The organism is Curvibacter cyanobacteriorum (assembly GCF_028649475.1).
GTDB lineage: Bacteria > Pseudomonadota > Gammaproteobacteria > Burkholderiales > Burkholderiaceae_C > Curvibacter > Curvibacter cyanobacteriorum.
This window is the reverse complement of the sequence record NZ_JAQSIP010000011.1, coordinates 63,631-87,575: the sequence shown is the minus strand read 5'-3', so window position 1 is coordinate 87,575 and position 23,945 is coordinate 63,631. Positions and strand designations below refer to the sequence as shown.

General features: G+C 70.2%; 20 protein-coding genes. 15 read left to right on the top strand and 5 right to left on the bottom strand.

Annotated features, from left to right (window positions below; genetic code table 11):
• Window positions 1–21: 21 nt before the first annotated feature.
• From PSQ40_RS18985 to PSQ40_RS18970, 4 genes are read right to left on the bottom strand one after another with little or no spacing between them, the layout of a single operon-like run.
• Window positions 22–813, bottom strand: coding sequence for an ABC transporter ATP-binding protein (locus PSQ40_RS18985; RefSeq protein WP_273953458.1), 792 nt, complete (start codon window positions 811–813; stop codon window positions 22–24).
• The gene (locus PSQ40_RS18980) at window positions 810–2,669 is read right to left on the bottom strand and encodes a branched-chain amino acid ABC transporter ATP-binding protein/permease (RefSeq protein WP_409338624.1); all 1,860 of its coding nucleotides are present in this window, start codon (window positions 2,667–2,669) and stop codon (window positions 810–812) included. The genes PSQ40_RS18985 and PSQ40_RS18980 overlap by 4 nt, the downstream gene beginning before the upstream one ends.
• A complete protein-coding gene (locus PSQ40_RS18975; protein WP_273953457.1) occupies window positions 2,666–3,712 on the bottom strand; it encodes a branched-chain amino acid ABC transporter permease in 1,047 nt (348 codons plus the stop codon). Before PSQ40_RS18975 ends, PSQ40_RS18980 begins: the two co-directional genes overlap by 4 nt.
• A 10-nt stretch (window positions 3,713–3,722) precedes the next feature.
• On the bottom strand, window positions 3,723–4,877 hold the full coding sequence (locus PSQ40_RS18970; RefSeq protein WP_273953456.1) for an ABC transporter substrate-binding protein: 1,155 nt from the start codon (window positions 4,875–4,877) through the stop codon (window positions 3,723–3,725).
• 512 nt (window positions 4,878–5,389) lie between these two features.
• On the opposite strand from PSQ40_RS18970, the gene PSQ40_RS18965 reads away from it, so the two are divergent.
• The 11 genes from PSQ40_RS18965 (at window position 5,390) to PSQ40_RS18915 (ending at window position 14,689) form a co-directional block, all read left to right on the top strand.
• Window positions 5,390–6,556 carry an amidase gene (locus PSQ40_RS18965; protein WP_273953455.1) on the top strand — a complete coding sequence of 389 codons (1,167 nt, stop codon included), beginning with the start codon at window positions 5,390–5,392 and terminating at the stop codon, window positions 6,554–6,556.
• A complete protein-coding gene (locus PSQ40_RS18960; protein ID WP_273953454.1) occupies window positions 6,528–7,709 on the top strand; it encodes an acyl-CoA dehydrogenase family protein in 1,182 nt (393 codons plus the stop codon). The genes PSQ40_RS18965 and PSQ40_RS18960 overlap by 29 nt, the downstream gene beginning before the upstream one ends.
• Before the next feature lie 22 nt (window positions 7,710–7,731).
• A complete protein-coding gene (locus PSQ40_RS18955; protein ID WP_273953453.1) occupies window positions 7,732–8,121 on the top strand; it encodes an IacB protein in 390 nt (129 codons plus the stop codon).
• Between the two features lie 13 nt (window positions 8,122–8,134).
• Window positions 8,135–8,719, top strand: coding sequence for a nuclear transport factor 2 family protein (locus PSQ40_RS18950; RefSeq protein ID WP_273953452.1), 585 nt, complete (start codon window positions 8,135–8,137; stop codon window positions 8,717–8,719).
• A gap of 41 nt (window positions 8,720–8,760) precedes the next feature.
• Entirely contained in the window at window positions 8,761–10,035 is a 1,275-nt protein-coding gene (locus PSQ40_RS18945; protein WP_273953451.1) for an aromatic ring-hydroxylating oxygenase subunit alpha, read from the top strand.
• A gap of 17 nt (window positions 10,036–10,052) precedes the next feature.
• The gene (locus PSQ40_RS18940; RefSeq protein ID WP_273953450.1) at window positions 10,053–10,529 is read left to right on the top strand and encodes an aromatic-ring-hydroxylating dioxygenase subunit beta; all 477 of its coding nucleotides are present in this window, start codon (window positions 10,053–10,055) and stop codon (window positions 10,527–10,529) included.
• Window positions 10,526–11,284: an SDR family NAD(P)-dependent oxidoreductase gene (locus PSQ40_RS18935; protein ID WP_273953449.1), complete on the top strand. Its 759-nt coding sequence runs from the start codon at window positions 10,526–10,528 to the stop codon at window positions 11,282–11,284. Before PSQ40_RS18940 ends, PSQ40_RS18935 begins: the two co-directional genes overlap by 4 nt.
• Before the next feature lie 19 nt (window positions 11,285–11,303).
• A complete protein-coding gene (locus tag PSQ40_RS18930; RefSeq protein WP_273953448.1) occupies window positions 11,304–12,272 on the top strand; it encodes a PDR/VanB family oxidoreductase in 969 nt (322 codons plus the stop codon).
• Between the two features lie 45 nt (window positions 12,273–12,317).
• Window positions 12,318–12,815 carry a flavin reductase gene (locus PSQ40_RS18925; protein ID WP_273953447.1) on the top strand — a complete coding sequence of 166 codons (498 nt, stop codon included), beginning with the start codon at window positions 12,318–12,320 and terminating at the stop codon, window positions 12,813–12,815.
• Window positions 12,816–12,818: 3 nt separating this feature from the next.
• Complete coding sequence (locus tag PSQ40_RS18920; RefSeq protein WP_273953446.1) at window positions 12,819–13,847, top strand: ketopantoate reductase family protein; 1,029 nt, start codon at window positions 12,819–12,821, stop codon at window positions 13,845–13,847.
• A gap of 71 nt (window positions 13,848–13,918) precedes the next feature.
• Window positions 13,919–14,689, top strand: a complete 771-nt coding sequence (locus tag PSQ40_RS18915) for a class II aldolase/adducin family protein (RefSeq protein WP_273953445.1) — start codon at window positions 13,919–13,921, stop codon at window positions 14,687–14,689.
• A 77-nt stretch (window positions 14,690–14,766) separates the two neighbouring features.
• Here PSQ40_RS18915 and PSQ40_RS18910 read toward each other — a convergent pair whose 3' ends face one another.
• The gene (locus tag PSQ40_RS18910) at window positions 14,767–15,795 is read right to left on the bottom strand and encodes an LLM class flavin-dependent oxidoreductase (RefSeq protein WP_273953444.1); all 1,029 of its coding nucleotides are present in this window, start codon (window positions 15,793–15,795) and stop codon (window positions 14,767–14,769) included.
• A gap of 172 nt (window positions 15,796–15,967) precedes the next feature.
• On the opposite strand from PSQ40_RS18910, the gene putA reads away from it, so the two are divergent.
• The 4 genes from putA (at window position 15,968) to PSQ40_RS18890 (ending at window position 23,912) form a co-directional block, all read left to right on the top strand.
• A complete protein-coding gene (gene putA / locus PSQ40_RS18905) occupies window positions 15,968–19,720 on the top strand; it encodes a trifunctional transcriptional regulator/proline dehydrogenase/L-glutamate gamma-semialdehyde dehydrogenase (protein WP_273953443.1) in 3,753 nt (1,250 codons plus the stop codon).
• A 240-nt stretch (window positions 19,721–19,960) separates the two neighbouring features.
• Window positions 19,961–20,989, top strand: a complete 1,029-nt coding sequence (locus PSQ40_RS18900) for a MurR/RpiR family transcriptional regulator (RefSeq protein WP_273953442.1) — start codon at window positions 19,961–19,963, stop codon at window positions 20,987–20,989.
• A 38-nt stretch (window positions 20,990–21,027) separates the two neighbouring features.
• A complete protein-coding gene (locus PSQ40_RS18895) occupies window positions 21,028–22,041 on the top strand; it encodes an isoaspartyl peptidase/L-asparaginase family protein (RefSeq protein ID WP_273953441.1) in 1,014 nt (337 codons plus the stop codon).
• The gene (locus tag PSQ40_RS18890) at window positions 22,038–23,912 is read left to right on the top strand and encodes a dipeptide ABC transporter ATP-binding protein (RefSeq protein ID WP_273953440.1); all 1,875 of its coding nucleotides are present in this window, start codon (window positions 22,038–22,040) and stop codon (window positions 23,910–23,912) included. The genes PSQ40_RS18895 and PSQ40_RS18890 overlap by 4 nt, the downstream gene beginning before the upstream one ends.
• Window positions 23,913–23,945: the final 33 nt, after the last annotated feature.

Sequence of the window (23,945 nt, the reverse complement as noted above, 5' to 3'; positions counted from 1 at the left end):
TCCGCCCTGGCGCGCCCGCGTTCAAGCCGCCAGCTTGTCCTGGTGCTGGCTGTGCAGGCCCAGGTAGGTTTCGACGATGCGCGGGTCGTCGGCCAGCTCGGCGGCAGGCCCCTGCATCACCACCCGGCCCAGTTCCAGCACATAGGCCCGGTCGGCCACCTTGAGGGCCGCGCGCGCGTTTTGCTCCACCAGCAGGATCGACACGCCCTGGCGGCGCAGCTGCTCGATGATGCGGAAGATGTCGCGCACGATCAGCGGGGCCAGCCCCAGGCTGGGTTCGTCGAGCATCAGCAGCCGCGGGCGGCCCATCAGCGCGCGGCCCAGGGCCAGCATCTGGCGCTCGCCCCCCGACAGCGTGGCCGCCAGCTGGCTGCGCCGTTCCTGCAGGCGCGGGAACAGTGCAAACACCTCTTGCAGTGCCTGCTGGTGCAGGCTGCTGGCGTCGCGCCGAAAGCGGAAGGCGCCCAGGCGCAGGTTGTCCTCGACGCTCATGCTCGCGAACAGCGCGCGGGTCTCGGGCACCAGGGCCAGGCCGCGCGCGACGCGGGCGTTCACGCCGCTGTCGCCCAGGGCCTCGCCCTGGAACTGAATCTGCCCCTGGCGGGTCGGCAGCACCCCCATCAGGGCGGCCAGCAAGGTGCTTTTGCCGGCCCCGTTGGGGCCGATCACGGTGACGATCTCACCGGCCTGCACGGTCAGGCTGGCCTGGGTCAGGGCTTCGATCTTGCCGTAGGCCACGCTGAGGTCGTGCACCGCCAGCAGCGGCGCGTCGGCCACCGCGGTCAAGGTGGGGGAGGGGGCTTGTTCACTCATGCGGAGGCTCCAAGGTAGGCGTCGAGCACCTGTTCGTTTTGCTGGATGTCCTGCGGCAGGCCTTCGGCGATTTTTTCGCCGAACACCACCACCACGATGCGGTCCACCAGGTTCATCACGAAGTCCATGTCGTGCTCGACCAGCAGCACCGCCATGCCTTCGGCGCGCAGGCGTTGCAGCAGTTCGGCCAGGGCTTGTTTCTCCTGGTGGCGCAGGCCGGCCGCGGGCTCGTCGAGCAGCAGCACACTGGGGTCGGCGCACAGGGCGCGGGCGATCTCCAGCAGGCGCTGCTGTCCCAGCGCCAGGTTGCCGGCCTCGGCATGGGCCAGGGCGCCCAGGCCCACGCGGTCGAGCTGGCGCTGCGCCTCGGCCAGCAGCGCGTGTTCTTCGCGCCGGTCCAGTCGCAGGGCACTGGGCAGCAGGCCCTGGCGACCGCGCAGGTGGGCCCCGATGGCCACGTTCTCCAGCACGCTCATGTTGGGCAGCAGCTTGACGTGCTGGAAGGTGCGCGACAAGCCCGCCGCGGCGATGCGCCGGGCGCCCCAGCCGCGCACGTTCTGACCGCAGAACTCGATCTCGCCCGAGGTCGGCTGGTCCACGCAGGACAGCTGGTTGAACAGCGTGCTCTTGCCCGCCCCATTGGGCCCGATGACGGCCAGGATCTCGCCGGCCCGCAGGTCCAGGTTCAGGTCGCGGTTGGCCACCAGGCCACCAAAGCGGCGGGTCAGTCCGCGCACCTGCAGCACGGTCTGGCCGCGTGCCGGCAGGGTGCGGCGGGGCAGGGGTGTGGCAGGGCCGTGGCTTGCCACGGTCGCCCGCGGGCGGCGCGGCCAGCGGCGCACGATCCAACCCCCCAGGCCGGCGGGCGCGCGCTGCATCAGCAGCACGATCAGCACGCCAAACACGATCGCGTCGTAGCTGCCGCTGCTGCCCAGCAGCTTGGGCAGGCTGTCTTGCAGCAGGTCGCGCGCCAGCGTCACCACACCGGCACCCAGCACCGCGCCCCACAGCTGGCCGCTGCCGCCAATCAGGGCCATGAACAGGTAGTCAATGCCCGCGCCCAGGCTGAATGGCGCGGGGCTGACAAAGCGCTGGTTGCAGGCATAGAGCCAGCCCGACACGCAGGCCAGCGCGGCCGACAGCATGAAGGCGGTCAGCTTGGCGCGGAACACCGGCACGCCCATCGAGTCGGCCATGGCCTGGCCGCCATTGAGGGCGCGGATGGCGCGGCCGCTGCGCGAGTCCAGCAGGTTGTGCACCAGCAGCAGCGCGCCCAGCACGGTGACCCAGATCAGCACAAACATCTTCTCGGGCTTGTCCAGCAGCCACGGGCCCAGGCTCAGCGCGGGCAGACCCGACAGGCCCGAGTGCGCGCCCAGCACCTCCAGCGTGCCAAACAGGTAGAACAGTGCCAGGCCCCAGCAGATGGTGCCCAGCGGCAAGAAGTGGCCAGACAGGCGCAGCGTCAGCGCGCCCAGCACGGCCGCAATCACCAGCGTCAGGACCAGGCCCAGCAGCAGGGCGCTCCAGTGCGAACCGGCCAGCGGTTGCAGCCAGGCGGGCAGTGTGGGCACGGCGCTCAGGTAGGCGCAGGCGTAGGCGCCCAGGCCGACAAAGGCGGCCTGGCCAAAGCTGGTCATGCCGGCCACGCCGGTCAGCAGCACCAGGCCCAGGGTGGTCAGCGCGGCCAGGCCGATGTGGTTGGCCAGCGTGAGCTGAAAGCTCGGCATCAGCGGGCCCAGCAGCACAAACAGCAGGGCCAGCACGGGCCAGGCCCAGCGGCGCCAGGCACCGGTTTGGGGGTTCAGGGCCGAGGCCAGCTGGGCCTCGTTGGGGGTGGGCAGGGTGGCGCTCATGCGTCCTCCTCGTGGTGGTGGGTGGCGAGCGAGCGCCACAGCAAAAACGGCAGGATCAGGGTGAACACAATCACCTCTTTGTAGGTGCTGGCCCAGAAGGTGGAGTACGCCTCGACCAGGCCCACGCCCAGGGCGCCCAGGGCCCCCACGGGGTAGCTGATCAGCCCCCCGACCACGGCGCCGACAAAGCCCTTGAGGCTGATGATGAAGCCGGAGTCGTAGTAGAGCGTCGTCAGTGGCGCGATCAGCACCCCGGACAGGCCGCCCATGAACGCCGCCACCCCAAAACAGGCCTGACCCGCCAGCGTCGGCGAGATGCCCATCAGCTCGGCGCCGAGCCGGTTCACCGCGGTGGCGCGCAGCGCCTTGCCATACAGGCTGCGCTCAAAGAACAGGTACAGCGCACCGATCAGCAGCAGCGACACCACCAGCACCCACAGGGTCTGGCCGTTCAGCGTCACCGGCCCCAGCGCCAGGCCCTCTTCCGAGAACGGCTGGGTGCGTGCGCCCTCGGCGCCGAACATCATCAGCGCCAGACCCACCAGCACGACGTGCACCGCGATCGACACGATCAGCAGCACCAGCGAATGCGCGGCCGCGATCGGGCGAAAGCACAGGTCGTACAGCAGCGGGCCCAGCGGCACCACCAGGGCCAGGGTGTAGAGCGCCTGCAGGCCCATGGGCCAGTCGGCCGAGCCGGGCAGGCGGCTGATCAGCCACAGGCCCCCGGTCACCGCGGGCAGCAGCAGGGCCGGGCCGGCGAACAGGGCGCGCGCCACCGCGTCACCGCGGCGCCAGGCGCGCCAGCCGCGCAGCGCCCAGTGCAGGGCCGCCAGGGCCAGCAGCAACCAGGCCAGGCGGGCGGTCTGCCCGGCCTGCAGGGCGGCCATGGTCATGGCGCCAAAGGTCACGAACTCACCTTGCGGCACCAGCATGATGCGCGTGACGGTGAAGACCAGCACGATGGACAAGGCCAGCAGGGCGTAGATGGCGCCGCTGGTCATGCCGTCCTGGCCCAGCAGCATGGCGATTTGCAGATCCATCACCCAGGCCTCACTTCAGCAGCGTCCACTGACCGTTTTTCACGGTGATCAGCTCGCGCCCGCGTTCGTCAAAGCCGCTGTGGTCGGCTGCGCTCAGGTTGTAGACGCCCTGGGTGGCGGGCAGTTCACGCACCTGCTCCAGCGCATCGCGCAGCGCGCTGCGGAAGGCCGGCGTGCCGGGCTTGCCGCTTTTCAGCGCCACCGGGATGGCGGCCTGCAGCAGCAGGCCTGCGTCGTACACGTTGGCGCCGAAGGTGGCGGGCTTGGTGCCATTGAGCTTCTCGTAGGCGGCGACATAGGCGCTGGCGATCTTCTTGCTCGGGTTGCTGTCGCTTATCTGGTCCAGCACCAGCATGCCGCTGGCGGCCAGGATGGTGCCCTCGACCTTCTTGCCCCCGAGCTTCAGGAAGTCGGGCAGGGCGGCGCCGTGCGTCTGGTAGACCTTGCCGCGGTAGCCCTGGTCGTAAAGCGTGGTCTGCGGCAGCACCGACGAGCTGCCTGGCGCGGCGATCAGCACCGCGTCCGGCTTGGCGGCCAGGGTCTTGAGCGATTGCGCGGTCAGCGAGGTGTCCTGGCGCTGGAAGCGCTCCACCGACACCAGCTTGATGCCGGCCTGCGTGGCCATGCCTTCAAACACCTTGTGCCAGTTGTCGCCATAGGGGTCGGCGGTGCCGATGAAGCCCACCGTCTTGATGCCGGTCTGGCTCATCTGCTGCACCAGGGCACGGGCAATCAGGTCGTCGTTCTGGGTGGTCTTGAAGACCCACTTCTTCTGTTCGGTCATCGGCAGCACCACGGCCGCGGTGCCCACCGGGGCAAACATGGGCACGCCAGCCTCGGCCACGAACTGGATCACCCCCATGGCGTTGGGCGAGCCGCTGGGGCCGATCAGCGCGTCCACTTTGTCCTCGTTGATCAGCTTCTTGATCGCTGACACCGAGGCGGTCGGGTCGCTGGCGTCGTCCAGCGCGATGTACTCAATCGTTTGCCCGGCCACCTTGGTCGGCAGCAGGGGCACGGTGTTCTTCTGGGGGATGCCCACCAGCGCGATGGGGCCGGTGGCCGAGGACACCACCCCTACTTTGATCTGGGCCTGGGCCAGGTGGCAGGCGGCCAGCAGGCTGGTCAGCAAGAGGGGACGGACGAGGCGGGAAAGAGACGACATGGTGGCGAACTCCGCGCGCTGCACAGCGCAAGGGTGAAGAAAAAAGCGAGGGTTTCCTCCGGACCCAGGTGCGCAGGGTGTGCCGTCAGCCTGGGTTGATCCAGGTCAGCATTAATCATGCCAAATTCCATTAAATAAATTTTCTTAAATTCGTGAATTGGACGGCTTGAATCCAGGTGCTCTTATCAGTGGGGTGCGTCAACTTCTGGGGCGATGAGGAGTTTGATTTTTTGTAGTCCTGGCAGTCTGATTTCCAACTCCCTTGTCTGGCAAGGCTTTTCAAGGGGTTGCTTGGAAGGTTTGTCCACCATGACGGTGCAGCTTGCCCCAAATCGGCGCTTTTTTGATCTGGCTCAGCACCGCATTTGCTCAGATAAAGCAGTCGGTCATTTAATTGACTATTCACGTAATTAAAACTAACTTTGCGCCCTGAGTTGAGGCCGGCGTCACCGGCTTCCTCGGGGGCTCAAGGCGCTGGCGCCGGCCCTCCCACCTTTGAACGGAAGGGCTTCATGAACATCGTTTCGCAACCCCTCTCGCTGGGCGGCACTGGCCCGGCGGTGATGGTCAAGGACACCATTGACGTGGCCGGCCAGGCCACCCGGGCGGGCAGCCGCGCGCTGGCCGATGCGGCCCCCGCGGCCCGCCATGCCGAGGTGGTGCAGCGCCTGCTGGACGCCGGCTGGCAACTGCGTGGCAAGACCCATTTGCACGAACTGGCCTTTGGCTCGACCGGCATCAACCCGTGGGCCGGCACGCCGCTGAACCCCGGCTGGCCGGACCGCGTGCCGGGCGGCTCGTCCAGCGGCTCGGCCGCCGCCGTGGCCGCGGGCCTGGTGGGGGTGGCCCTGGGCACCGACACCGGCGGCTCGATCCGCGTGCCCGCCGCCTGCTGCGGGGTGTTTGGCCTCAAGCCCACCTTTGGCCGCGTCAGCCGCGACGGCGTGTTGCCGCGCCACAGCAGCCTGGACTGCGTGGGCCCGCTGGCGGCGTCGATGCCCGACCTGGTGGCCGCCATGCAGGTCATCGCGCCCGACTTTGGCGCGCTGCCGGCCTTGCCGCCGTCACTGCGCATCGGGGTGTTGGCGGTGCCGGCCCAGGACAGCACCTGGCGCGCCGTCAACGAGGCCCTGCAAGCCAGTGGCGAGACCCTGGTGCCGGTGCCCTTGCGCCGCTTTGCCGAGGCCTACCACGCGGGCCTCAGCGTCATCAACGCCGAGAGCTGGGCCGCCTGCGCGGCCCTGGTCGAGACCGGCCTGGTGGCCCCCGATGTGGCGGCCCGCCTGCGCCATGCCAGCCGCACCGACGAGATCGCACTCAAGGCCGCCGCCGCGGTGCGGCACTGGTTCACCGCCGACGTCGACCAGGCCCTGGCCGACTGCGACGTGCTGGCCCTGCCCACCTTGCCCGAGCCGCCACCGCGCCTGGACCAGGCCGCCGACACCGGCGCTTCGGTCGGCATGACCGCCCTGGTGCGGCCCTTCAATCTGACGGGCCACCCGGCCATCAGCCTGCCCCTGACCAATGCGCAAGGCCTGCCCGTGGGCCTGCAGCTGGTGGCGCTTCGCGGCGCCGACGAGCGCCTGTGCGCCATCGCCCAGCGCCTGACCGATCGCCTTCACCTCACCGCCATCACCAACGGAGTTCCCCATGCAGACCTTGAGCCCGCAACGCTCTGACAGCCCCGCCGCCGTGCGCGCCGTCCCGCCCCCTGAGAAGCCGTCCCTGGACCTGCTGCTCAGCGACATCCGGCGCCGCCGCGCCGAGTTCAAGAAGCAACGTTTTGTCTCGCCCGACATCGTGGACCGCTTCGTCGAGCAAGGCGTTTACCGCGCCCTGGTGCCGCGCCGCTTTGGGGGCCTGGAGGAATCACCCCGCCAGTTCTGCGAGCGGGTCGAAACCATCGCGCAGGCCGACGGCTCGGCCGGCTGGGTGGCCAGCTTCGGCATGGCGGTGACCTACCTCGCGGCCCTGCCCAGCGAGACCTTTGCCGAGATCTACGCCCACTCGCCCGACGTGATCTTTGCGGGCGGCATCTTCCCGCCGCAGCGCGCGCCCCGGGTCGAGGGCGGCTTCGAGGTCAGCGGCCGCTGGTCCTTTGCCAGCGGCTGCATGGGCGCCCAGCTCATCGGCGTGGGCATTGCCCCAACCGACGGTGAAAAGAGCAGCCTGCCGCGCATGGCCGTGCTGCCGCGCCACCAGGTGCAGATCGAGCCCGCCTGGGACGTGGTGGGCCTGGTCGGCACCGGCAGCCACGACGTGCTGGTCGACCGCGTGGTGGTGCCCGAGGCCTGGACCTTTGTGCGCGGCAGTGCCTCGCGCCTGGACGAGCCCCTGTTCCGCTACCCCACCCTGTCGTTTGCCGCGCAGGTGCTGTCGGTGGTCAGCCTGGGCATCGCCCGCGCGGCCATCGACGAGCTGCGCCACATGGCCGGTGGTCGCGTGTCGGTGACCGGCGCGCCACGCCTGGCCGACCGCCCGCAGGTGCAGATCGAGGTGGCGCGCGCCGATGCCCAGTTGCGTGCCGCCCGCGCCTTCTTCTACGACGCCATCGACCAGGTCTGGGACGCCCTGCTGCGCGGCGACACGCCCCAGCCCGAGCAGATCAGCCTGCTGCGCCTGTCGGCCACCCACGCCACCCGCGTGGGCGCCGAGGTCACGCGCGCCGTGCAGATGCAGACCGGCATGACCGGGGTCTATGAAAGCTGCCCGATCTCGCAGCAGGTCTGCGACAGCCTGGTGCTGACGCAGCACGCCTTCATGGGCGACATCACCTACCAGAACGCAGGCGCCATGTTGCTGGGCCTGCCGCCCCTGCCCGGATACCTCTGAGCCGCTTCCAAGGACTTTTGCCATGAGCACCTCCACCCCGACCCCCAAGCCGCTGCGCACCCTGTTTTGCATCGGCGTGAACCAGAACTTCTTTGACGCCACCGCCGACGAGGCCAAGGCCGTCTGGCTGGCCTTTGGCCGCATGATGAATGGCATCGCCGAACTGCCCGGGGTGCATGTCCTGGGCAACATGGACGACGACCAGTCGATGGTGGGCCCCTCCGTGGGCTGGCCCTGGACCTGCTATGTGCTGGCCGATGTGCCCGACCTGGCCACGGTGCATGCGGCCTGTAACCTGTTCCGCACCTTGCCGGTCGGTGACGGGGTCTACAAGCTCTGGAAGTACTGCCGCATCGAGGCCCGCGTCGGCCGCGAACTGGTGGTGCCGCCCAGCCTCCAGGCCGCAGCCTGAGCCCGGAGTCAACATGTCTGCCGCAACCGACCTGCCGGCCCTGAGCGCCCGCCTTGCCGCACTCGAGGCGCGCGTGCAGCGCAGCGAAGACCAGACCGCCATCCGCGCCTGCGTCAACCGCTACATGGCGCTGTGCGACCACCTCGACGCCGACACCGACCTGCCCGCGCTGCTGGACCTGTTCACCGAAGACGCGCAGTGGCGCGGCAAGGGCGCGCGCTACGCCGCCAGCTTTGGCGGTTACCAGGGCCGCGCCGCCCTCGGCGAGATGTTCAGCCGCTACATGCGCACGCCGCCGCACTTTGCGCTCAACGTGCACTTTCTGTGCTCTGAACTGATCGAGCCCGAGGGCGACCAGGCCCGCGCCAGCTGGCTCATGTTGCAGACCTCCACCTTCGCCAGCGGCGACTCGCACCTCAATGCCGCCCAGCTCAGCCTGCAACTGCAGCGCGGTGCCGACGGCCGCTGGCGCATCGCCCTGTTCGAGACCGAAAACCTGTTCAGCCGACCGGTCAGCACCTGGACCGACGCCAGCGCCTTGCCGGTGCCTGCGGCCACGGCCACCGTGCCGGCCGCCGCCGTCGCCAGCGCCACCTGATGCGCTGCTTCATTCCCCCTCAACCCTACACGACACACGCCATGAACGCCCCTGTCCAACCCGTCTTCTTTCAGCGCCCGGTGGGCGACCTGGTCCGCGAGGACCGTGCCCACACCTCGCTCTACACCGACCCCGCCATCTTCGAGCAGGAGATGGACCGCGTCTTCCGCAACACCTGGGTCTGGGTGGCGCACGAGAGCGAAGTCGCCGAGCCCGGCAGCTTCAAGACCCATTTCGTGGGCCGCGAGCCAGTCATCGTGGTGCGCGACCGCAAGCAGCAAATCCATGTGCTGCTGAACCGCTGCCGCCACCGCGCCGCCACCGTCTGCGAGCACAAGAAAGGCAAGACCGCCAGCTTCGTCTGCCCCTACCACGGCTGGAGCTACGCGCTCGACGGTTCGCTGCGCGGCGTGCCCAGCCCCGACAGCTACGGTCAGTGCCTCGACAAGAGCGACTACCCGCTGTTTGGCCTGCGCGTCGAGACCTACGGCGGCATGATCTTCGCCACCTTCCGCGACGACATCCAGCCCCTGGCCGACTACCTGGGCCCGGCCCGCAAGTGGATCGACCTGTTCATGAAGCAGGGCGCGGGCTACCCGATCAAGGTCGGCGGCGAGCACCGTTTCCGCTTCCCGGGCAACTGGAAGATCCAGCTCGAGAACACCACCGACGCCTACCACTTCCCGCTGGTGCACAAGTCGTTCTTGAGCTCGGTGGACGCGCAGACCGAGCGCATGCTCGACTTCGTGGGCGGTCCCGGCTTTGTCGAAGACCTGGGCAACGGCCACAGCGTGATGGTGATGATCCCCGAGCTGATCGACCTCGAAGACCACCTCGACGACCCGATCCCCGAGCGCTTCACCGAACTGGCCGCCGAGCTGGCCGCCGAGGGCCACAGCGATGAGCAGGTGCGCCGCATCGTGCGCGCGGTGGGCGGGTCGGGCTTCAACCTCAACCTCTTTCCCAACATCGCCTGCTCGATGGCCTTCTTCCGGGTCTTGCAGCCGATCTCGGTCAACGAGACCGAAATCCACCACGCGGTGCTGACCATGGACGGGGGCCCTGCCGCCGCCAACCGCGCCCGCCTGCGCCTGCACGAGCACTTCCAGGGCCCGATGGGCTTTGGCACCCCCGACGACTCCGAAGCCTGGGAGCGCGTGCAAAAGGGCGCGCAGGCCGGCAAGGACCTGTGGATCCTGCTCAACCGCGGCCTGCCCGGTGAACGCCTCACCGAAGACGGTCGGGCCAGCGACGTGAGCGCCGAAACCGGCATGCGCGCGGCCTACCGCGAGTGGAAAAAACTGATGACCGCCTGAACCTGGAGACCCCGCGCATGAAGCTCGAACTTTTGAACGCCGCCACCGCTTTTGTCTGGACCGAAGCGGACTTGTTGGACCACGCTGACTACGATGCCTGGCTGTCCCTTTGGGCGCCCGATGGCCTCTACATCATCCCCATCGACCCGGCCGCCAGCGACTTTGCCAACACCCTGAACTACGCCTACGACGACGCCGACATGCGCATCAAGCGCGTCAAGCGCCTGACCAGCGGCGAGTCCATCTCCACCAGCCCCGCGGCGCGCACGGTGCGCAGCGTGTCGCGCCTGCGCGTGCTGGCACAGGACGGCGACCGCCTCACGCTGCGCGGCGCGCAAGAGCTGAGCGAGTTCCGCAAGGACACGCTGCGCCGCCATGTGGCCGACGTCACCTGGGTGCTGCAAGCCCGTGGCGACGGCTTTGTGATCCACAGCAAGGTGGTGCGGCTGATCAACTCGACCGATGCGCTGACCAGCATCGGCTACATCCTGTGAGCGCGCTCACGTCGATCACCCCGGTCGCCCTGGTCACTGGCGCGGCCGCCGGGCTGGGCCAGATCATCGCGGCCGAGCTGCATGCCAACGGCTACCGCGTGGTGCTCAGCGACCGCGACGGCGAGGCCGCGCAGGCGGCGGCGGCCGCGCTCGACCCCCATGGCCAGACGGCCTTGGGCCTGGCGCTGGACGTCAGCCACAAGCGCGACTTTGAAGCCGCGCTGGCGAGCACCCGCGCCCACTGGGGCCAGCCCTCGGTGCTGGTCAACAACGCCGCGCTCACGCTGACCACGCCGCTGATGAGCATCAGCCCGGAGGAGTTCGAGCAGGTGCTGCGCATCAACCTGCGTGGCACCTTCCTGGGCTGCCAGGTGTTTGGTGCCGCGATGGCTGAGGCCGGCCACGGCCGCATCATCAACCTGGCCTCGCTGGCCGGGCAGAACGGGGGCACCGCTTCGGGCGCGCATTACGCCTCGTCCAAGGCCGGCATCCTGACCCTGACCAAGATCTTCGCGCGCGAACTCGCCGCGCGCGGGGTCACCGTCAACGCGGTGGCCCCGGGCCCGATGGAGCTGCCCTCGGTGCGCGCCGCGGTGCCGCCCGAGCGCCTGGAGCCGCTGATCAAGGCCATCCCCGTGCAGCGCCTGGGCAACCCGCAATTCGTCGCCCGCATGGTGCTGCTGCTGGCCAGCGCCGAAGCCGACTTCGCCACCGGCGCGGCCTGGGACTTCAACGGCGGCATCTTCATGCGCTGACTTTTGGGAGTGCACCTTCATGAGCTCTGAAACCCTCAACGTGGTGCTGCGGCACCGTGAACTGCAAGCCGGCCAGGTGCTGGTGCTGGAGCTGGCCGATGCGGGCGGCCAGGCGCTGCCGCCCTTCGAGGCCGGTGCCCACATCGACCTGCACCTGCCCGGTGGCCTGCTGCGCCCGTACTCGCTGTGCGGCGACCCGCGCGAACCCGGCCGCTACCGCCTGGGCGTGCTGCGCGACCCGGCCTCGCGCGGCGGCTCGGTGGCCGTGCACGAGCAACTGCGCGAGGGCCAGGCCCTGACCATCAGCCGCCCGCGCAACCACTTCCCGCTGCAGGCCGGCGCCGCGCACAGTGTGCTGGCCGGGGGCGGCATCGGCATCACGCCGATGATCGCCATGGCCTGGGCCCTGCACGCCAGTGGCGCGTCGTTCGAACTGCATTACTGCGCGCGCTCGCGCAGCCAGTGCGCCTTCCTCGACGAGTTGGCCCGTGCCCCTTGGGCCGAGCGCGTGCATCTGCACTTTGACGACGCCGAGCCCGCGCAGCGCCTGCAACCCGCGGCCCTGCTGGCCCGGGCCGTGCCGGGCACCCACCTCTATGTGTGCGGCCCGACCGGCTTCATGGACTGGGTCATGGCCGAGGCGCGCAGTGCCGGCCTGGCCGAGGCGCAGATCCACCGCGAGTACTTCGGCGCCGCCGTGCCGGCCCATGCCGCGGGCGATGCCCCGTTCGAGCTGGTGGCGCAGCGCAGCGGCAAGACCGTCACCGTGGCCCCGGGGCAGAGCATGGCGGAGGCCCTGCGCACGGTCGGCGTGCGCATCAACCTGTCGTGCGAGCAGGGCGTCTGCGGCACCTGTGCCTGCGATGTGCTCGACGGCGAGCCTGACCACCGCGACGCCTACTTCACCGACGACGAGAAGGCCGCCAACGACCAGGTCCTGGTGTGCTGCTCGCGCGCCCGTTCCTCGCGCCTGGTGCTGGACCTCTGAGTTCACCCCGACGTCCCCTTCACCCCCTTTTTTCAGGAGCCCGCCATGGTGCCTCTCAAACAATTCCGCGACGGCATGTCGCTGCTGACCGGTGCGGTCACCATCATCACCACCGACGGCCCGGCGGGCCTGGCGGGCTTCACCGCCTCGGCGGTCTGCAGCGTCACCGACCAGCCGCCCACCCTGCTGGTCTGCATGAACCGCAACTCCTATGCGCACCCGTTCTTTGCCGGCAACGGCGTGCTGTGCGTCAACGTGCTCAGCGCGGCCCAGCAGCCGCTGTCGGCGGCCTTTGCCGACCGCGAGCTGGGCATGGCGCAGCGCTTTGAACGCGCCTACTGGCAGCGCCTGCAGACCGGCTCGCCGGCCTTCGAGGACGCGCTGGTCAACTTTGATGGCCAGATCGTGGCGACCCACGAAGTGGGCACGCACAGCATCTTCTACGTGGAACTGCGCGACATCCGCCAGCGCAGCGACGCGGCCCCCGCGCATGGCCTGGCGTACTTCAACCGCCACTACCACCCGCTGGGCATGGCGGCCTGAACCATGAGCCTCCATTCCCTCGACGCTGCGGCCGCCCCGACCTGGCCGCGCCGGGCCCGCATCACCGTCGCCGGGGCCGGTGCCATTGGTTGCACCCTGGCCACCCGGCTGGCCGCGGCGGGCCATGAGGTCAGCCTGCTGGCGCGTGGTCAGACGCTGCGCACCGTGCGTGAACAAGGCCTGCGACTGGATGACCTGGGCGGCGTGACGCACGCCCAGGTGCAGGTCGACTCGGCCCCGGTGTTTGGCGTGCAGGACCTGCTGTTCCTGTGCAGCAAGTCGCAGGACCTGCCCGAACTCGCCGCCAGCGTAGCGCCCCTGATCGGGCCCCAGACGCTGATCGTGCCGACCCCCAATGGCGTGCCGTTCTGGTACTTCCACCAGGCGGGGGGACGCTTTGACGGTCAGAGCGTGCGCGCGGTCGACCCGCAGGGCGTGCTGCCGCGCCTGCTGCCGCTGGCGCAGGTGATCGGCGCGGTGGTCTTCATCACCGCCGAGGTCAGTGCGCCGGGCGAGGTGCAGTCACGCACCCCGCACCTGATGATGCTGGGCGAGCCCTCGGGCGCCCTGAGCCCGCGCCTGCGGTGGCTGTGCGACCTGCTCTCGGGCGCCGGCATCGAGGCGCGTGCGCTGGAGCGCATCCGCGACAAGCTGTGGACCAAGATCATGGCCAACCTCACCTCCAACCCGCTGTCGGTGGTGACCGGCGCCACGCTGGAGGAGATCTACACCCAGCCCGCGCTGCTGGCCACCGTGCGCCAGGTGATGCACGAGGTCATGTTGACCGCTTGCGCCTATGGCGCCCGACTCGACTTTGACCCGATTGAGTTCTTGCGCCTGGGCGCCGGCATGGGCGCGGTGCGCACCTCCATGTTGCAGGACTACGAGCGTGGCCGCCCGCTCGAGCTGGCCGCCATTGGCGAGGCTGTGATCGAACTGGCCGAACGCTACGAACTGCCCACCCCGGCGACCCGCTCCTTGCTGGCGCTGGCGCGTTGGCGCGGCGCCGAGCGCAGCCGCCTGGCGGCCTGAACCCCCGCCGTGCCGTGACCTTTTTCTTCGACTTTTTCTTGACCTTCCACGCCACCCCCTGAGGAGCTTCCATGGACCTGACCCCGACCCCACAGCAACTCCAGCCCGCCCACTGCAGCGACAGCGAATGGGCGCTGCGCTGCCAACTGGCCGACGCTTACCACCTGGTGGACTACTTTGGCTGGACCGAGACCATCTTCAACCACATCTCGGCGCGCATCCCCGGCAGCGACCATTACCTGGTCAACCCCTTCGGCCTCAACTACGACGAGGTCACGCCCGCCAACCTGCTCAAGGTGGACCTGGCCGGCCACAAGGTCGAGCCCTCGGTGTACGACGCCAACCCGGCGGGCTTCGCGCTGCACAGTGCCATCCACGGCGCGCGCGAGGACGTGCACTGCGTCATGCACACCCACACCACCGAGGTCTCGGCCATCGCCCTGAAGCGCGCTGGTTTTGGCCACGACGACTTCTATGGTGCCCAACTCACGGGCCGTGTGGGTTACCACACCTTCGAGGGCATCACCTTGTTCGCCGACGAGAAGTCGCGCATGTTGAGCAGCCTCGGCGACAAGCACATCCTGGTGCTGCGCAACCACGGCGTGGCGGTGTGCGAGATGGACATCGCCCGCACTTTCTTCCTGCTCTGGACGGTGCAGCGCGCGGCCGAGATCCAGTGCACGGCCGGTGCCATGGCGGGCGACAACGTGGCGCTGCCGGGGGCGGTCAGCCAGCGCTGTGCCGACCTGACGGCGCAGCTGATCCGCGAGGACGACTTCGCCGAGAAATTCTTCAACGCGATGGTGCGCCAGATGCGCTCGCGTCAGTCGCGCCGCGGCTGAGCGCGGTGGCTTGACCTGGGAGGAGATGAGGCCCCTGCGTCCCGCGGGGGCTGAGGGCCCCCTGACGCCCCGGGGCCTCAGGCCGCCACGGCCTCGGGGCGGCGCAGCGCGGCCGCGGCCACGTCCAGCGAGCGCAGGCGCAGCGCCGGGTCAAATACATCGCTGACCAGCATGAACTCATCGGCCTCGGTCAGCTCGGCCAGGCGGCTCAGGCCCGCGTGCACGGTGTCCGGTCCGCCGATCACCGCCGCCGCCAGGAAGTCGTCGATGGCGGCGCGCTCCTGCGGGTGCAGCTGTTCGCGGTAGTTCGGCACTGGCGGCTGCAAGCGGCGCCGGTCGCCGGTCAGGATGCCCAGCACCCGTTGGTAGGTGCTGCTGGCCAGGAACTGGGCTTCTTCGTCGGTGGGCGCCGCGATCAGCGGCACGCCGACCACCACATAGGGCTTGTCCAGCGTCGGCGAGGGCTTGAACAGACGCCGGTACAGCCCCACCGCCTGCAGCAGCTGGCGCGGCGCAAAGTGCGAGGCAAAGGCATAGGGCAGCCCGCGCTCGGCCGCCAACTGGGCCGAGAACAGGCTCGACCCCAGCAGCCAGATGGGCACATTGGTGCCCGCACCCGGCATGGCGATCAGGCGCTGTCCCGCTTGCACGGGGCCCAGCAGGCGCTGCAACTCGGCCACGTCGCGCGGAAAGTCTTCTTCGGTTTCGACCCGGTCGCGGCGCAGTGCGCGCATGGTCAGCCCGTCGGTGCCGGGCGCCCGGCCCAGGCCCAGGTCGATGCGGCCAGGGTACAGCTCGGCCAGCGTGCCAAAGGCCTCCGCCACCACCAGCGGGGCGTGGTTGGGCAGCATCACCCCGCCCGAGCCGACGCGGATGCGCTGCGTGCCGCCCGCGATGTGGCCCACCAGCACGGCGGTGGCCGAGCTCGCAATGCCGCTCATGTTGTGGTGTTCCGCCAGCCAGTAGCGCTTGAAACCCAGGCTTTCGGCGTGCTGTGCGGTGCGCAGCGCAATCGCCAGCGCGTCGGCCACGGTGCCGCCTTCGCGCACCGCCACCAGGTCGAGCATGGACAGGGCAATGTCTTGGAGTGCTTTCATGCAGCCCATTGTGCGACTGCGCCGGCGCGCGTGCAGGCCCGGCGCCGCAAAACCAGACCATCGGCAGGTGGTTTGCGCGCTGGCTTGGTGATTTATTCGGTCAATCAAAAGAAATACAAACAGTTATTCGTCTGTATCACCGAGAAGATAGCGGCATTGTCTGAATCACTGGAACCTAGCCATGTCCGCCTTGCCCCCCACCGACCAGCCCTTTGCGCCATTCACCCCCGGACTGAGCCCGGCCACCCCGCTGCGCGCGGCCATCACGGCGGCCTGGCGCCGACCGGAGCCCGAGGCCCTGGCCGACCTGCTGCCGCAGGCGCGCCTGCCGCAGCCGCAGGCCGAAGCCACCCAGCAACTGGCCCAGCGCCTGGCGCGCCAGCTGCGTGAGCGCAAGAGCGCAGGGGGGCGTGCCGGCATCGTGCAAGGCCTGTTGCAGGAGTACGCGCTGTCCTCGCAGGAGGGCGTGGCCCTCATGTGCCTGGCCGAAGCCCTGCTGCGCATTCCCGACGCCGCCACCCGCGACGCGCTGATCCGCGACAAGATCGCCCACGGCCAGTGGGCCACCCACCTGGGCAAGAGCCCCTCCTTGTTCGTCAATGCCGCCACCTGGGGCCTGTTGCTGACCGGCAAGCTGGTCGCCACCCACAGCGAAAACGGCCTGGGCGCCGCGCTGGGCCGCCTCACCGCGAAGGGCGGCGAGCCGCTGATCCGCAAGGGCGTGGACATGGCCATGCGCATGATGGGCGAGCAGTTCGTCACCGGCGAAACCATCGCGCAGGCCCTGGTCAACGCCCGTCCGCTGGAGGCGGTGGGTTTCCGCTATTCCTACGACATGCTGGGCGAGGCCGCGCTGACCACGCGCGACGCCCAACGCTACCTGCGCGACTACGAGCAGGCCATCGAGGCCATTGGTCGCGCCTCGGGCGGGCGGGGCATTTACGAGGGACCGGGCATCTCGATCAAGCTCTCGGCCTTGCACCCGCGTTACCAGCGTGCCCAGGTGTCGCGCGTCATGAACGAGCTGTACCCGGTGCTGCTGCGCCTGGCCCTGCAGGCGCGCCGCCACGACATCGGCCTCAACATCGACGCCGAGGAGGCCGACCGCCTCGAACTCTCGCTCGACCTGCTGGAGAAGCTGTGCTTCGAGCCGGCCCTGGCCGGTTGGAACGGCATCGGCTTTGTCATCCAGGCCTACCAAAAGCGCTGCCCGTACGTGATCGACCAGGTGCTGGACCTGGCGCGTCGCAGCGGCCACCGCCTGATGGTGCGCCTGGTCAAGGGCGCCTACTGGGACAGCGAGATCAAGCGCGCCCAGATCGATGGCCTGGACGGCTACCCGGTCTACACCCGCAAGGCCTACACCGATGTGTCCTACCTGGCCTGTGCCCGCAAGCTGCTGGCCGCGCCAGAGGCGGTCTACCCGCAGTTCGCCACCCACAACGCCCACACCCTGGCCGCCATCTACCAAATGGCTGGCCCCGACCGCTACCACAGCGGCCAGTACGAGTTCCAGTGCCTGCACGGCATGGGCGAGCCCCTGTACGAGCAGGTGGTGGGCGCAGTGGGGGCCGGCAAGCTGGGCCGCCCCTGCCGCATCTACGCCCCGGTCGGCACCCACGAAACCTTGCTGGCCTACCTGGTGCGCCGCCTGCTGGAGAACGGCGCCAACACCTCGTTTGTGAACCGCATCGCGGACCAGAGCCTGGCGCTCGAGGACCTGGTGCAGGACCCGGTGCAAGCCGTCGAGCAGATGGCCGCCGCCGAGGGCACGCTGGGCCTGCCGCACCCGGCCATCCCGTTGCCGCGCGATCTGTACGGCACGGCACGCCAGAACTCGCGTGGCCTTGACCTGGCCAACGATGCGCAGCTGCGCGGCCTGCAGCAACAGCTGCTGGCCAGCGCCGAGCAGCCCTGGCAGGCCGGCCCCCTGTTGGCCCAGGCGGTGGCGCCCGGCCTGGGCCGGGCGGTCAGCAACCCCGCCGATGTGCGTGACCTGGTGGGCCTGGTGCAGGACGCCAGCGCCGACGACGTGCACCGTGCCCTGGACAGCGCCAGCGCCGTGGCCGCCGACTGGGCGGCCACCCCCGCAGCCGAGCGCGCCAAGCGGCTCGAGCGCGCCGCCGACCTGATGGAAGACGCGCTGCAACCCTTGATGGGACTGCTCATCCGCGAGGCGGGCAAGACCTGCGCCAACGCGATTGCCGAGGTGCGCGAAGCGGTGGACTTTCTGCGCTTTTACGCCGCCCAGGCGCGGCGTGACCTGAGCCAGCCCGGCCACAGCGCTTTGGGCCCGGTGGTCTGCATCAGCCCCTGGAACTTCCCGCTGGCCATCTTCACGGGGCAGGTTGCGGCCGCCCTGGCCGCCGGCAACCCGGTGCTGGCCAAGCCCGCCGAGCAAACCCCGCTGGTGGCCGCCGAAGCGGTGCGCCTGCTGTGGCAGGCGGGCGTGCCCCACGCGGCGGTGCAACTGCTGCCGGGCCCGGGTGAAACGGTGGGGGCTCAGCTGGTGGCCGATGCCCGGGTGCAGGGCGTGATGTTCACGGGCTCCACCGAGGTGGCGCGCCTGCTGCAAAGGAACCTGGCCGGCCGCCTGGGCGCCACGGGTCAGCCGGTGCCGCTGATCGCCGAGACCGGCGGACAGAACGCGATGATCGTCGACTCCTCGGCGCTGGTCGAGCAGGTGGTCAGCGACGTGGTGGCCTCGGCGTTTGACAGCGCCGGTCAGCGCTGCTCCGCGCTGCGGGTGCTGTGTGTGCAGGAGGAAGCGGCCGAGCGCGTGATCGAGATGCTCAAGGGCGCCATGGCCGAGCTGCGCCTGGGCCGCCCCGACGACCTCGCGGTCGACGTCGGCCCGGTGATCGATGCCGAAGCGCAGTCCAACATCCAGCGCCACATCGACGCCCTGCGCCGCCGCGGCCGCCCCGTCTACCAGCAAGCGGGCCAGGGCCCGGCGCTGGCCACCCAGCACGGCACTTTCGTGCCCCCGACCTTGATCGAGCTCGACAGCCTGGCCGAGCTGGAGCGCGAAGTCTTTGGCCCGGTGCTGCACCTGGTGCGCTACCGCCGCCAGGACCTGCCGGCCCTGCTCGACCAGATCAACGCCACCGGCTATGGCCTGACCCTGGGCCTGCACACCCGCATCGACGAAACCATCGCCCGGGTGGTCGACCACGCCCACGCCGGCAATGTCTACGTGAACCGCAACATGGTGGGCGCGGTGGTGGGGGTGCAGCCCTTTGGCGGCGAAGGCCTGTCGGGCACGGGCCCCAAGGCCGGCGGCCCGCTGTACCTGTACCGCCTGTTGGCCAGCCGCCCGGCCGACGGCCCGGGCCGCACCTTTGTCCAAGAAGGCGAGGCCGGTTCGGGCCAGAGCCCGGTCGGCCCCGGCACCCCCCTGGCGGCCTTGCAGCAATGGGCGCAGGCCCAGGGCCAGACCGCCGTGTCACAGGCCTGCAGCCGCCTCGGTGCCCTGTCGCACAGCGGTTGTTCGCGGGTGCTGCGCGGCCCCACCGGCGAGCGCAACCTCTACACCTGGCTGCCGCGCGAGGCCGTGCTGTGCCTGGCCGACCACGACGCCGACCGCCTGCTGCAACTGGCCGCCGTGCTGGCCGTGGGCAGCCAGGCCGTCTGGCCGCTGGCCGCCGAGGCCCTGCACCACCGCTTGCCCCCGGCGGTGCAGGCCTGCGTCACCCTGTGCACCGATTGGACCCAGGCCCACCTGGCTTTTGATGCCGTGCTGCACCATGGCGACGCCGAGGCCCTGCGCGAGGTCTGCGCCCGACTGGCGCAGCGCCCCGGCCCCATCGTGGGGGTCACCGCACTGCGCCCGGGCGACGCCAACGTGCCGCTGGAGCGCCTGCTGATCGAACGCGCCTTGAGCGTCAACACCGCGGCTGCCGGCGGCAATGCCAGCCTGATGACCATCGGCTGACGCGCCCCCCGCCGCCCTTGCCGCCCGGCCCCGCGCCCCCGCGGGCCCTGAACTGCCAAACGCCCCCTCGTGGGGCGTTTGGCGTTTTGGCGTCGGCGTCGGGCGTCGGGCGTTGACGGTGGCCGGGCGGGGCCGCCGTGGCCGTTGGACAGTGGGCCCCTTCGCGGCCCCAGGCAAACCCTGCATCGGCAGGCCTGTAAATTGCTTTACAGTCCCGCACTTCGTTGAAAATATCTTTTCATGCACCCTTTTGAACCGTCCGCAGACTGGGCCGGCCGCTTTGCCGGCCTGCCGGTTTTGCAGCATGTGGCCAGCCAGGCGCCCCGCCTGCCGGCCGCCTTGCAGCGCATGGCGCGGGCGGTGCTGGCGCACCCCTTCCGGGCCGCCACGCTGAGCATCGAAGAGTTCGCGCGCGAGGTCGAGGTGTCCGTGGCCACGGCCAACCGGCTGGCGCGGGCGCTGGGCTTCGCCGGTTACCCGCAGTTCCGCGCCGAGCTGGCGCGGGGCTTCGAGTCCATCCTGGCACCGGTCGAGAGCCTGCGCTCCAACCTGGCCCAGGCCGCGAGCACGGCCGAGACCATGGCCGCGTCCCTGCAGGAAACGCGCGACAACCTCGAGCGCACCCTGCAGGCCCTGCAAAGCCCGGCCTGTGAAGCCGCCGTCGACCTGATCCTGGGCGCCGAGCAGGTGCTGACCCTGGGCTGGGGCAGCAGTGCCTTTCTGGCCGGCCTGCTGCAGCACGAACTGGAGCCTTACTGCGCGCTGGCCGGTTGCCTGGCCCAGGCCGGTGGGCCGTCGCACGCGGCGCGCCAGTTGTTTCGCCGTGGTCCGGCCGACCTGCTGATCGTGATGGCCTTCCCACGCTACGTCGAGGACACGATCGAACTCACCCGGCTGGCGCGCGAGCGCGGCATGAAGGTGCTGGCCCTGACCGACAAGCCCGCCTCGCCGCTGGTGCCGCTGGCCGACGGGGTGTTGTATGCCCACACCCAGCGCCAGGTGGCGGCCGCGTCGAACGCCACCGCGCTGGCCCTGGTCGAGGCGCTGGTGGCCGCCGTGGCGCGGCGCACCGAGGGCGCGGTGGAGCGCCAGCGCGAACTGGCCCACAGCGTCATGCCCTGGCTGCACCTGGAGGCGGCCCACACCGAGCCGCCCGCGCGGCGCCGCCGCCAGCCCGGCCCGCCCGCGGGCGCTTTGAGCCCCGCGCCCGCAACCGCCCCCTGTTCGACGCACAATGAGCCGCCGCCTTCGGGCGCGCGGGCCACTTGATGGTTTGCCCACCGCCCATGACCTTGTCTGTTTCTGCCATGCCCTCTGACCTGTCCCGTTCCCATGGCCCCGTGATCGCCTTGCACGGGGGCGCCGGCACCCTGACCCGCAGCGCCATCACGCCCGAGCAGCAGGCGCGTTACCGCGCGGCGCTGCGTGACATCCTGCTGGCGGCCCAGGCCCTGTTGGCGCAGGGCGCCGATGCGCTCGATGTGGTGACCGAAGCGGTGCGCCTGCTGGAGGAATGCCCGCTGTTCAACGCCGGGCGTGGCGCCGTCTACACCGCCGAGGCGCGCCACGAACTCGACGCCTGTGTGATGCGCGGCAGCGACCTGGCCGCCGGTGCGGTGGCCGGGGTGACGCGGCTGCGCAACCCGGTGCTGGCGGCGCGCGCGGTGCTGGCCTCGGCGGCCCCGGTGCTGTTGATCGGCGAAGGGGCCGAGCGCTTTGCGCTGGCGCGTGGCTGCGAGGCGGTGGACCCGGACTGGTTCGACACCCCCGAGCGCCTGGCCCAGTTGCGCACCGTGCAGGCCGCCCAGTCGGGGGCCGCGCTGGACCACGACGCCCAGACCCTGCTGGCGGCCCAGCCGCCGGCCCCGCTGGACGAGCGCGCCAAGTTCGGCACCGTGGGCGCGGTGGCGCTCGATGTGCATGGCCACCTCGCGGCGGCCACCAGCACGGGCGGCGTCACCAACAAGCTGCCGGGCCGGGTCGGCGATTCGCCCCTGGTGGGCGCGGGCAACTACGCCAACGACCGCACCGTGGCGGTGTCTTGCACCGGCATGGGCGAGGCCTTCATGCGCGGTCTGGCGGCCTACGATGTGTCGGCCCTGATGGCGTACGCGGGCCTGCCGCTGCACGAGGCCACGCGCCGCGTGGTGATGGACAAACTGCCCCCACTGGGCGGGCGTGGCGGTTTGATTGCGGTCGATGCGCAAGGGCAGGTCGCCTTGCCCTTCAACACCGAAGGCATGTACCGCGGCTGGGCCCGCCCGGGGCAGGACCCGGTGGTGGCCATCTACGCCGACGAAGACGACGGGAGCCTCGCATGAGCGCCGCGCCCAACGCGCCACGCCGCGTGCTCGAGGTGCAGGACCTGCGCGTCAGCTTTGCCACCGAGCAGGGCCGACTGCAGGCCGTCAAGGGCCTGGACTTCCATGTCGATGCGGGCGAAACGCTGGCCATCGTCGGCGAGTCGGGTTCGGGCAAATCGGTGTCGTCGCTGGCGCTGATGCGCCTGGTCGAGCAAGGCGGCGGGCAGATCGACCGCGGCCAGATGTGGCTGACCCGGCGCAACGGCGAGCGCGTCGACCTGGCGCAGGCCAGCGCGCGCCAGATGCGCGCGCTGCGCGGTGCCGACCTGGCGATGGTGTTCCAGGAGCCCATGACCAGCCTGAACCCGGTCTTCACGGTGGGCGAGCAGATCGCCGAATCGATCCGCCTGCACCAGGGGCTGGGGCGCCAGGCGGCGCTGGCCGAGGCGCTGCGCATGTTGGACCTGGTGCGCATCCCCGAAGCCAGGAACGTGCTCACGCGCCACCCGCACCAGCTGTCGGGCGGCATGCGCCAGCGCGTGATGATTGCCATGGCCCTGGCCTGCAAACCCGCGCTGCTGATCGCCGACGAGCCCACCACCGCACTGGACGTGACCATCCAGGCGCAAATCCTGACCCTCATCCAGCAGCTGCAGCGCGAGCTGGCCATGGGCGTGATCTTCATCACCCACGACATGGGCGTGGTGGCCGAGGTGGCCGACCGCGTGCTGGTCATGTACCGCGGCGACAAGGTCGAAGACGGCGACTGCCGTGCCCTGTTTGCCCGGCCCCAGCAGGCCTACACACGCGCCCTGATGGCCGCCGTGCCGCGCCTGGGGGCGATGCAGGGGCGCGACCTGCCGGCGCGCTTTGCGCTGCCCTCCGACACCGCCGAAGCCACGGCTGCGGCCGACCCGGTGGCCCACCTGGGCGTCAGCGACACGGTGCGCCACGGCGAGCCCCCGGTGCTGCAGGTCGACGGCCTGGTGACCCGCTTCCCGCTGCCGGGGGGCTGGTGGGGCCGGGTCACGCGCCAGGTGCACGCGGTCGAGCAGATCAGTTTTTCGCTGCAAGCGGGCGAGACCCTGTCCCTGGTCGGCGAATCGGGTTGTGGCAAGTCCACCACCGGGCGCTCGCTGGCGCGCCTGCTGGCCTTTGACGCGGGCCGCGTGCAGGTGGCCGGGCGTGACATCGCAGGCCTGGAGGGCCACGCCTTGCAGGCGCTGCGGCGCGACATCCAGTTTGTTTTTCAGGACCCGTTCGCCTCGCTGGACCCGCGCCTCACGGTGGGCTTTTCGGTCATGGAGCCCATCTTGCTGCACGGCCTGGCCACGCGCGACGAGGCCCAGCAGCGGGTGCAGTGGCTGCTGCAGAAAGTGGGCCTGCCGCCCGAGGCCGCGCACCGTTACCCGCATGAGTTTTCAGGCGGGCAACGCCAGCGCATCGCGATTGCGCGCGCGCTCGCGCTGAACCCCAAGGTGGTGATCGCCGACGAGGCGGTGTCGGCGCTGGACGTGTCGATCCGCGCGCAGATCATCAACCTGCTGCTCGACTTGCAGCAGGAGTTCGGCATTGCGTTCTTGTTCATCTCGCACGACATGGCGGTGGTCGAGCGCATCAGTCACCGCGTGGCCGTGATGTACCTGGGCCAGATCGTGGAGATCGGCCCGCGCCGCGCCGTGTTCGAGAATCCGCAGCACGCTTACACGCGCCGCCTGATGGCCGCGGTGCCGCTGGCCGACCCGAGCCAGCGCCGCGTGCGCGAGCTGCTCAGCGACGACATCCCCAGCCCCATCCGCGCCCTGGGCGACCCGCCGCAGGTGGCGCCCCTGATGGCTGTGGGACCGGGGCATTTTGTGGCGCGTCACCCGGTGGGTGGGGCGTACTGAGTGAGTGAGCAGGACCGCGCGCAGGCGAGGCTT

Bases quoted from the DNA above. Each gene is read 5' to 3' on its own strand.
- PSQ40_RS18925 (WP_273953447.1), top strand. From the start codon at position 12,318: ATGGTGCCTCTCAAACAATTCCGCGACGGCATGTCGCTGCTGACCGGT.
- PSQ40_RS18950 (WP_273953452.1), top strand. From the start codon at position 8,135: ATGTCTGCCGCAACCGACCTGCCGGCCCTGAGCGCCCGCCTTGCCGCA.
- PSQ40_RS18940 (WP_273953450.1), top strand. From the start codon at position 10,053: ATGAAGCTCGAACTTTTGAACGCCGCCACCGCTTTTGTCTGGACCGAA.
- PSQ40_RS18970 (WP_273953456.1), bottom strand. From the start codon at position 4,877: ATGTCGTCTCTTTCCCGCCTCGTCCGTCCCCTCTTGCTGACCAGCCTG.
- PSQ40_RS18910 (WP_273953444.1), bottom strand. From the start codon at position 15,795: ATGGGCTGCATGAAAGCACTCCAAGACATTGCCCTGTCCATGCTCGAC.
- putA (WP_273953443.1), top strand. From the start codon at position 15,968: ATGTCCGCCTTGCCCCCCACCGACCAGCCCTTTGCGCCATTCACCCCC.
- PSQ40_RS18985 (WP_273953458.1), bottom strand. From the start codon at position 813: ATGAGTGAACAAGCCCCCTCCCCCACCTTGACCGCGGTGGCCGACGCG.
- PSQ40_RS18980 (WP_409338624.1), bottom strand. From the start codon at position 2,669: ATGAGCGCCACCCTGCCCACCCCCAACGAGGCCCAGCTGGCCTCGGCC.
- PSQ40_RS18975 (WP_273953457.1), bottom strand. From the start codon at position 3,712: ATGGATCTGCAAATCGCCATGCTGCTGGGCCAGGACGGCATGACCAGC.
- PSQ40_RS18965 (WP_273953455.1), top strand. From the start codon at position 5,390: ATGAACATCGTTTCGCAACCCCTCTCGCTGGGCGGCACTGGCCCGGCG.
- PSQ40_RS18945 (WP_273953451.1), top strand. From the start codon at position 8,761: ATGAACGCCCCTGTCCAACCCGTCTTCTTTCAGCGCCCGGTGGGCGAC.
- PSQ40_RS18920 (WP_273953446.1), top strand. From the start codon at position 12,819: ATGAGCCTCCATTCCCTCGACGCTGCGGCCGCCCCGACCTGGCCGCGC.
- PSQ40_RS18915 (WP_273953445.1), top strand. From the start codon at position 13,919: ATGGACCTGACCCCGACCCCACAGCAACTCCAGCCCGCCCACTGCAGC.
- PSQ40_RS18960 (WP_273953454.1), top strand. From the start codon at position 6,528: ATGCAGACCTTGAGCCCGCAACGCTCTGACAGCCCCGCCGCCGTGCGC.
- PSQ40_RS18930 (WP_273953448.1), top strand. From the start codon at position 11,304: ATGAGCTCTGAAACCCTCAACGTGGTGCTGCGGCACCGTGAACTGCAA.
- PSQ40_RS18900 (WP_273953442.1), top strand. From the start codon at position 19,961: ATGCACCCTTTTGAACCGTCCGCAGACTGGGCCGGCCGCTTTGCCGGC.
- PSQ40_RS18890 (WP_273953440.1), top strand. From the start codon at position 22,038: ATGAGCGCCGCGCCCAACGCGCCACGCCGCGTGCTCGAGGTGCAGGAC.
- PSQ40_RS18895 (WP_273953441.1), top strand. From the start codon at position 21,028: ATGCCCTCTGACCTGTCCCGTTCCCATGGCCCCGTGATCGCCTTGCAC.
- PSQ40_RS18955 (WP_273953453.1), top strand. From the start codon at position 7,732: ATGAGCACCTCCACCCCGACCCCCAAGCCGCTGCGCACCCTGTTTTGC.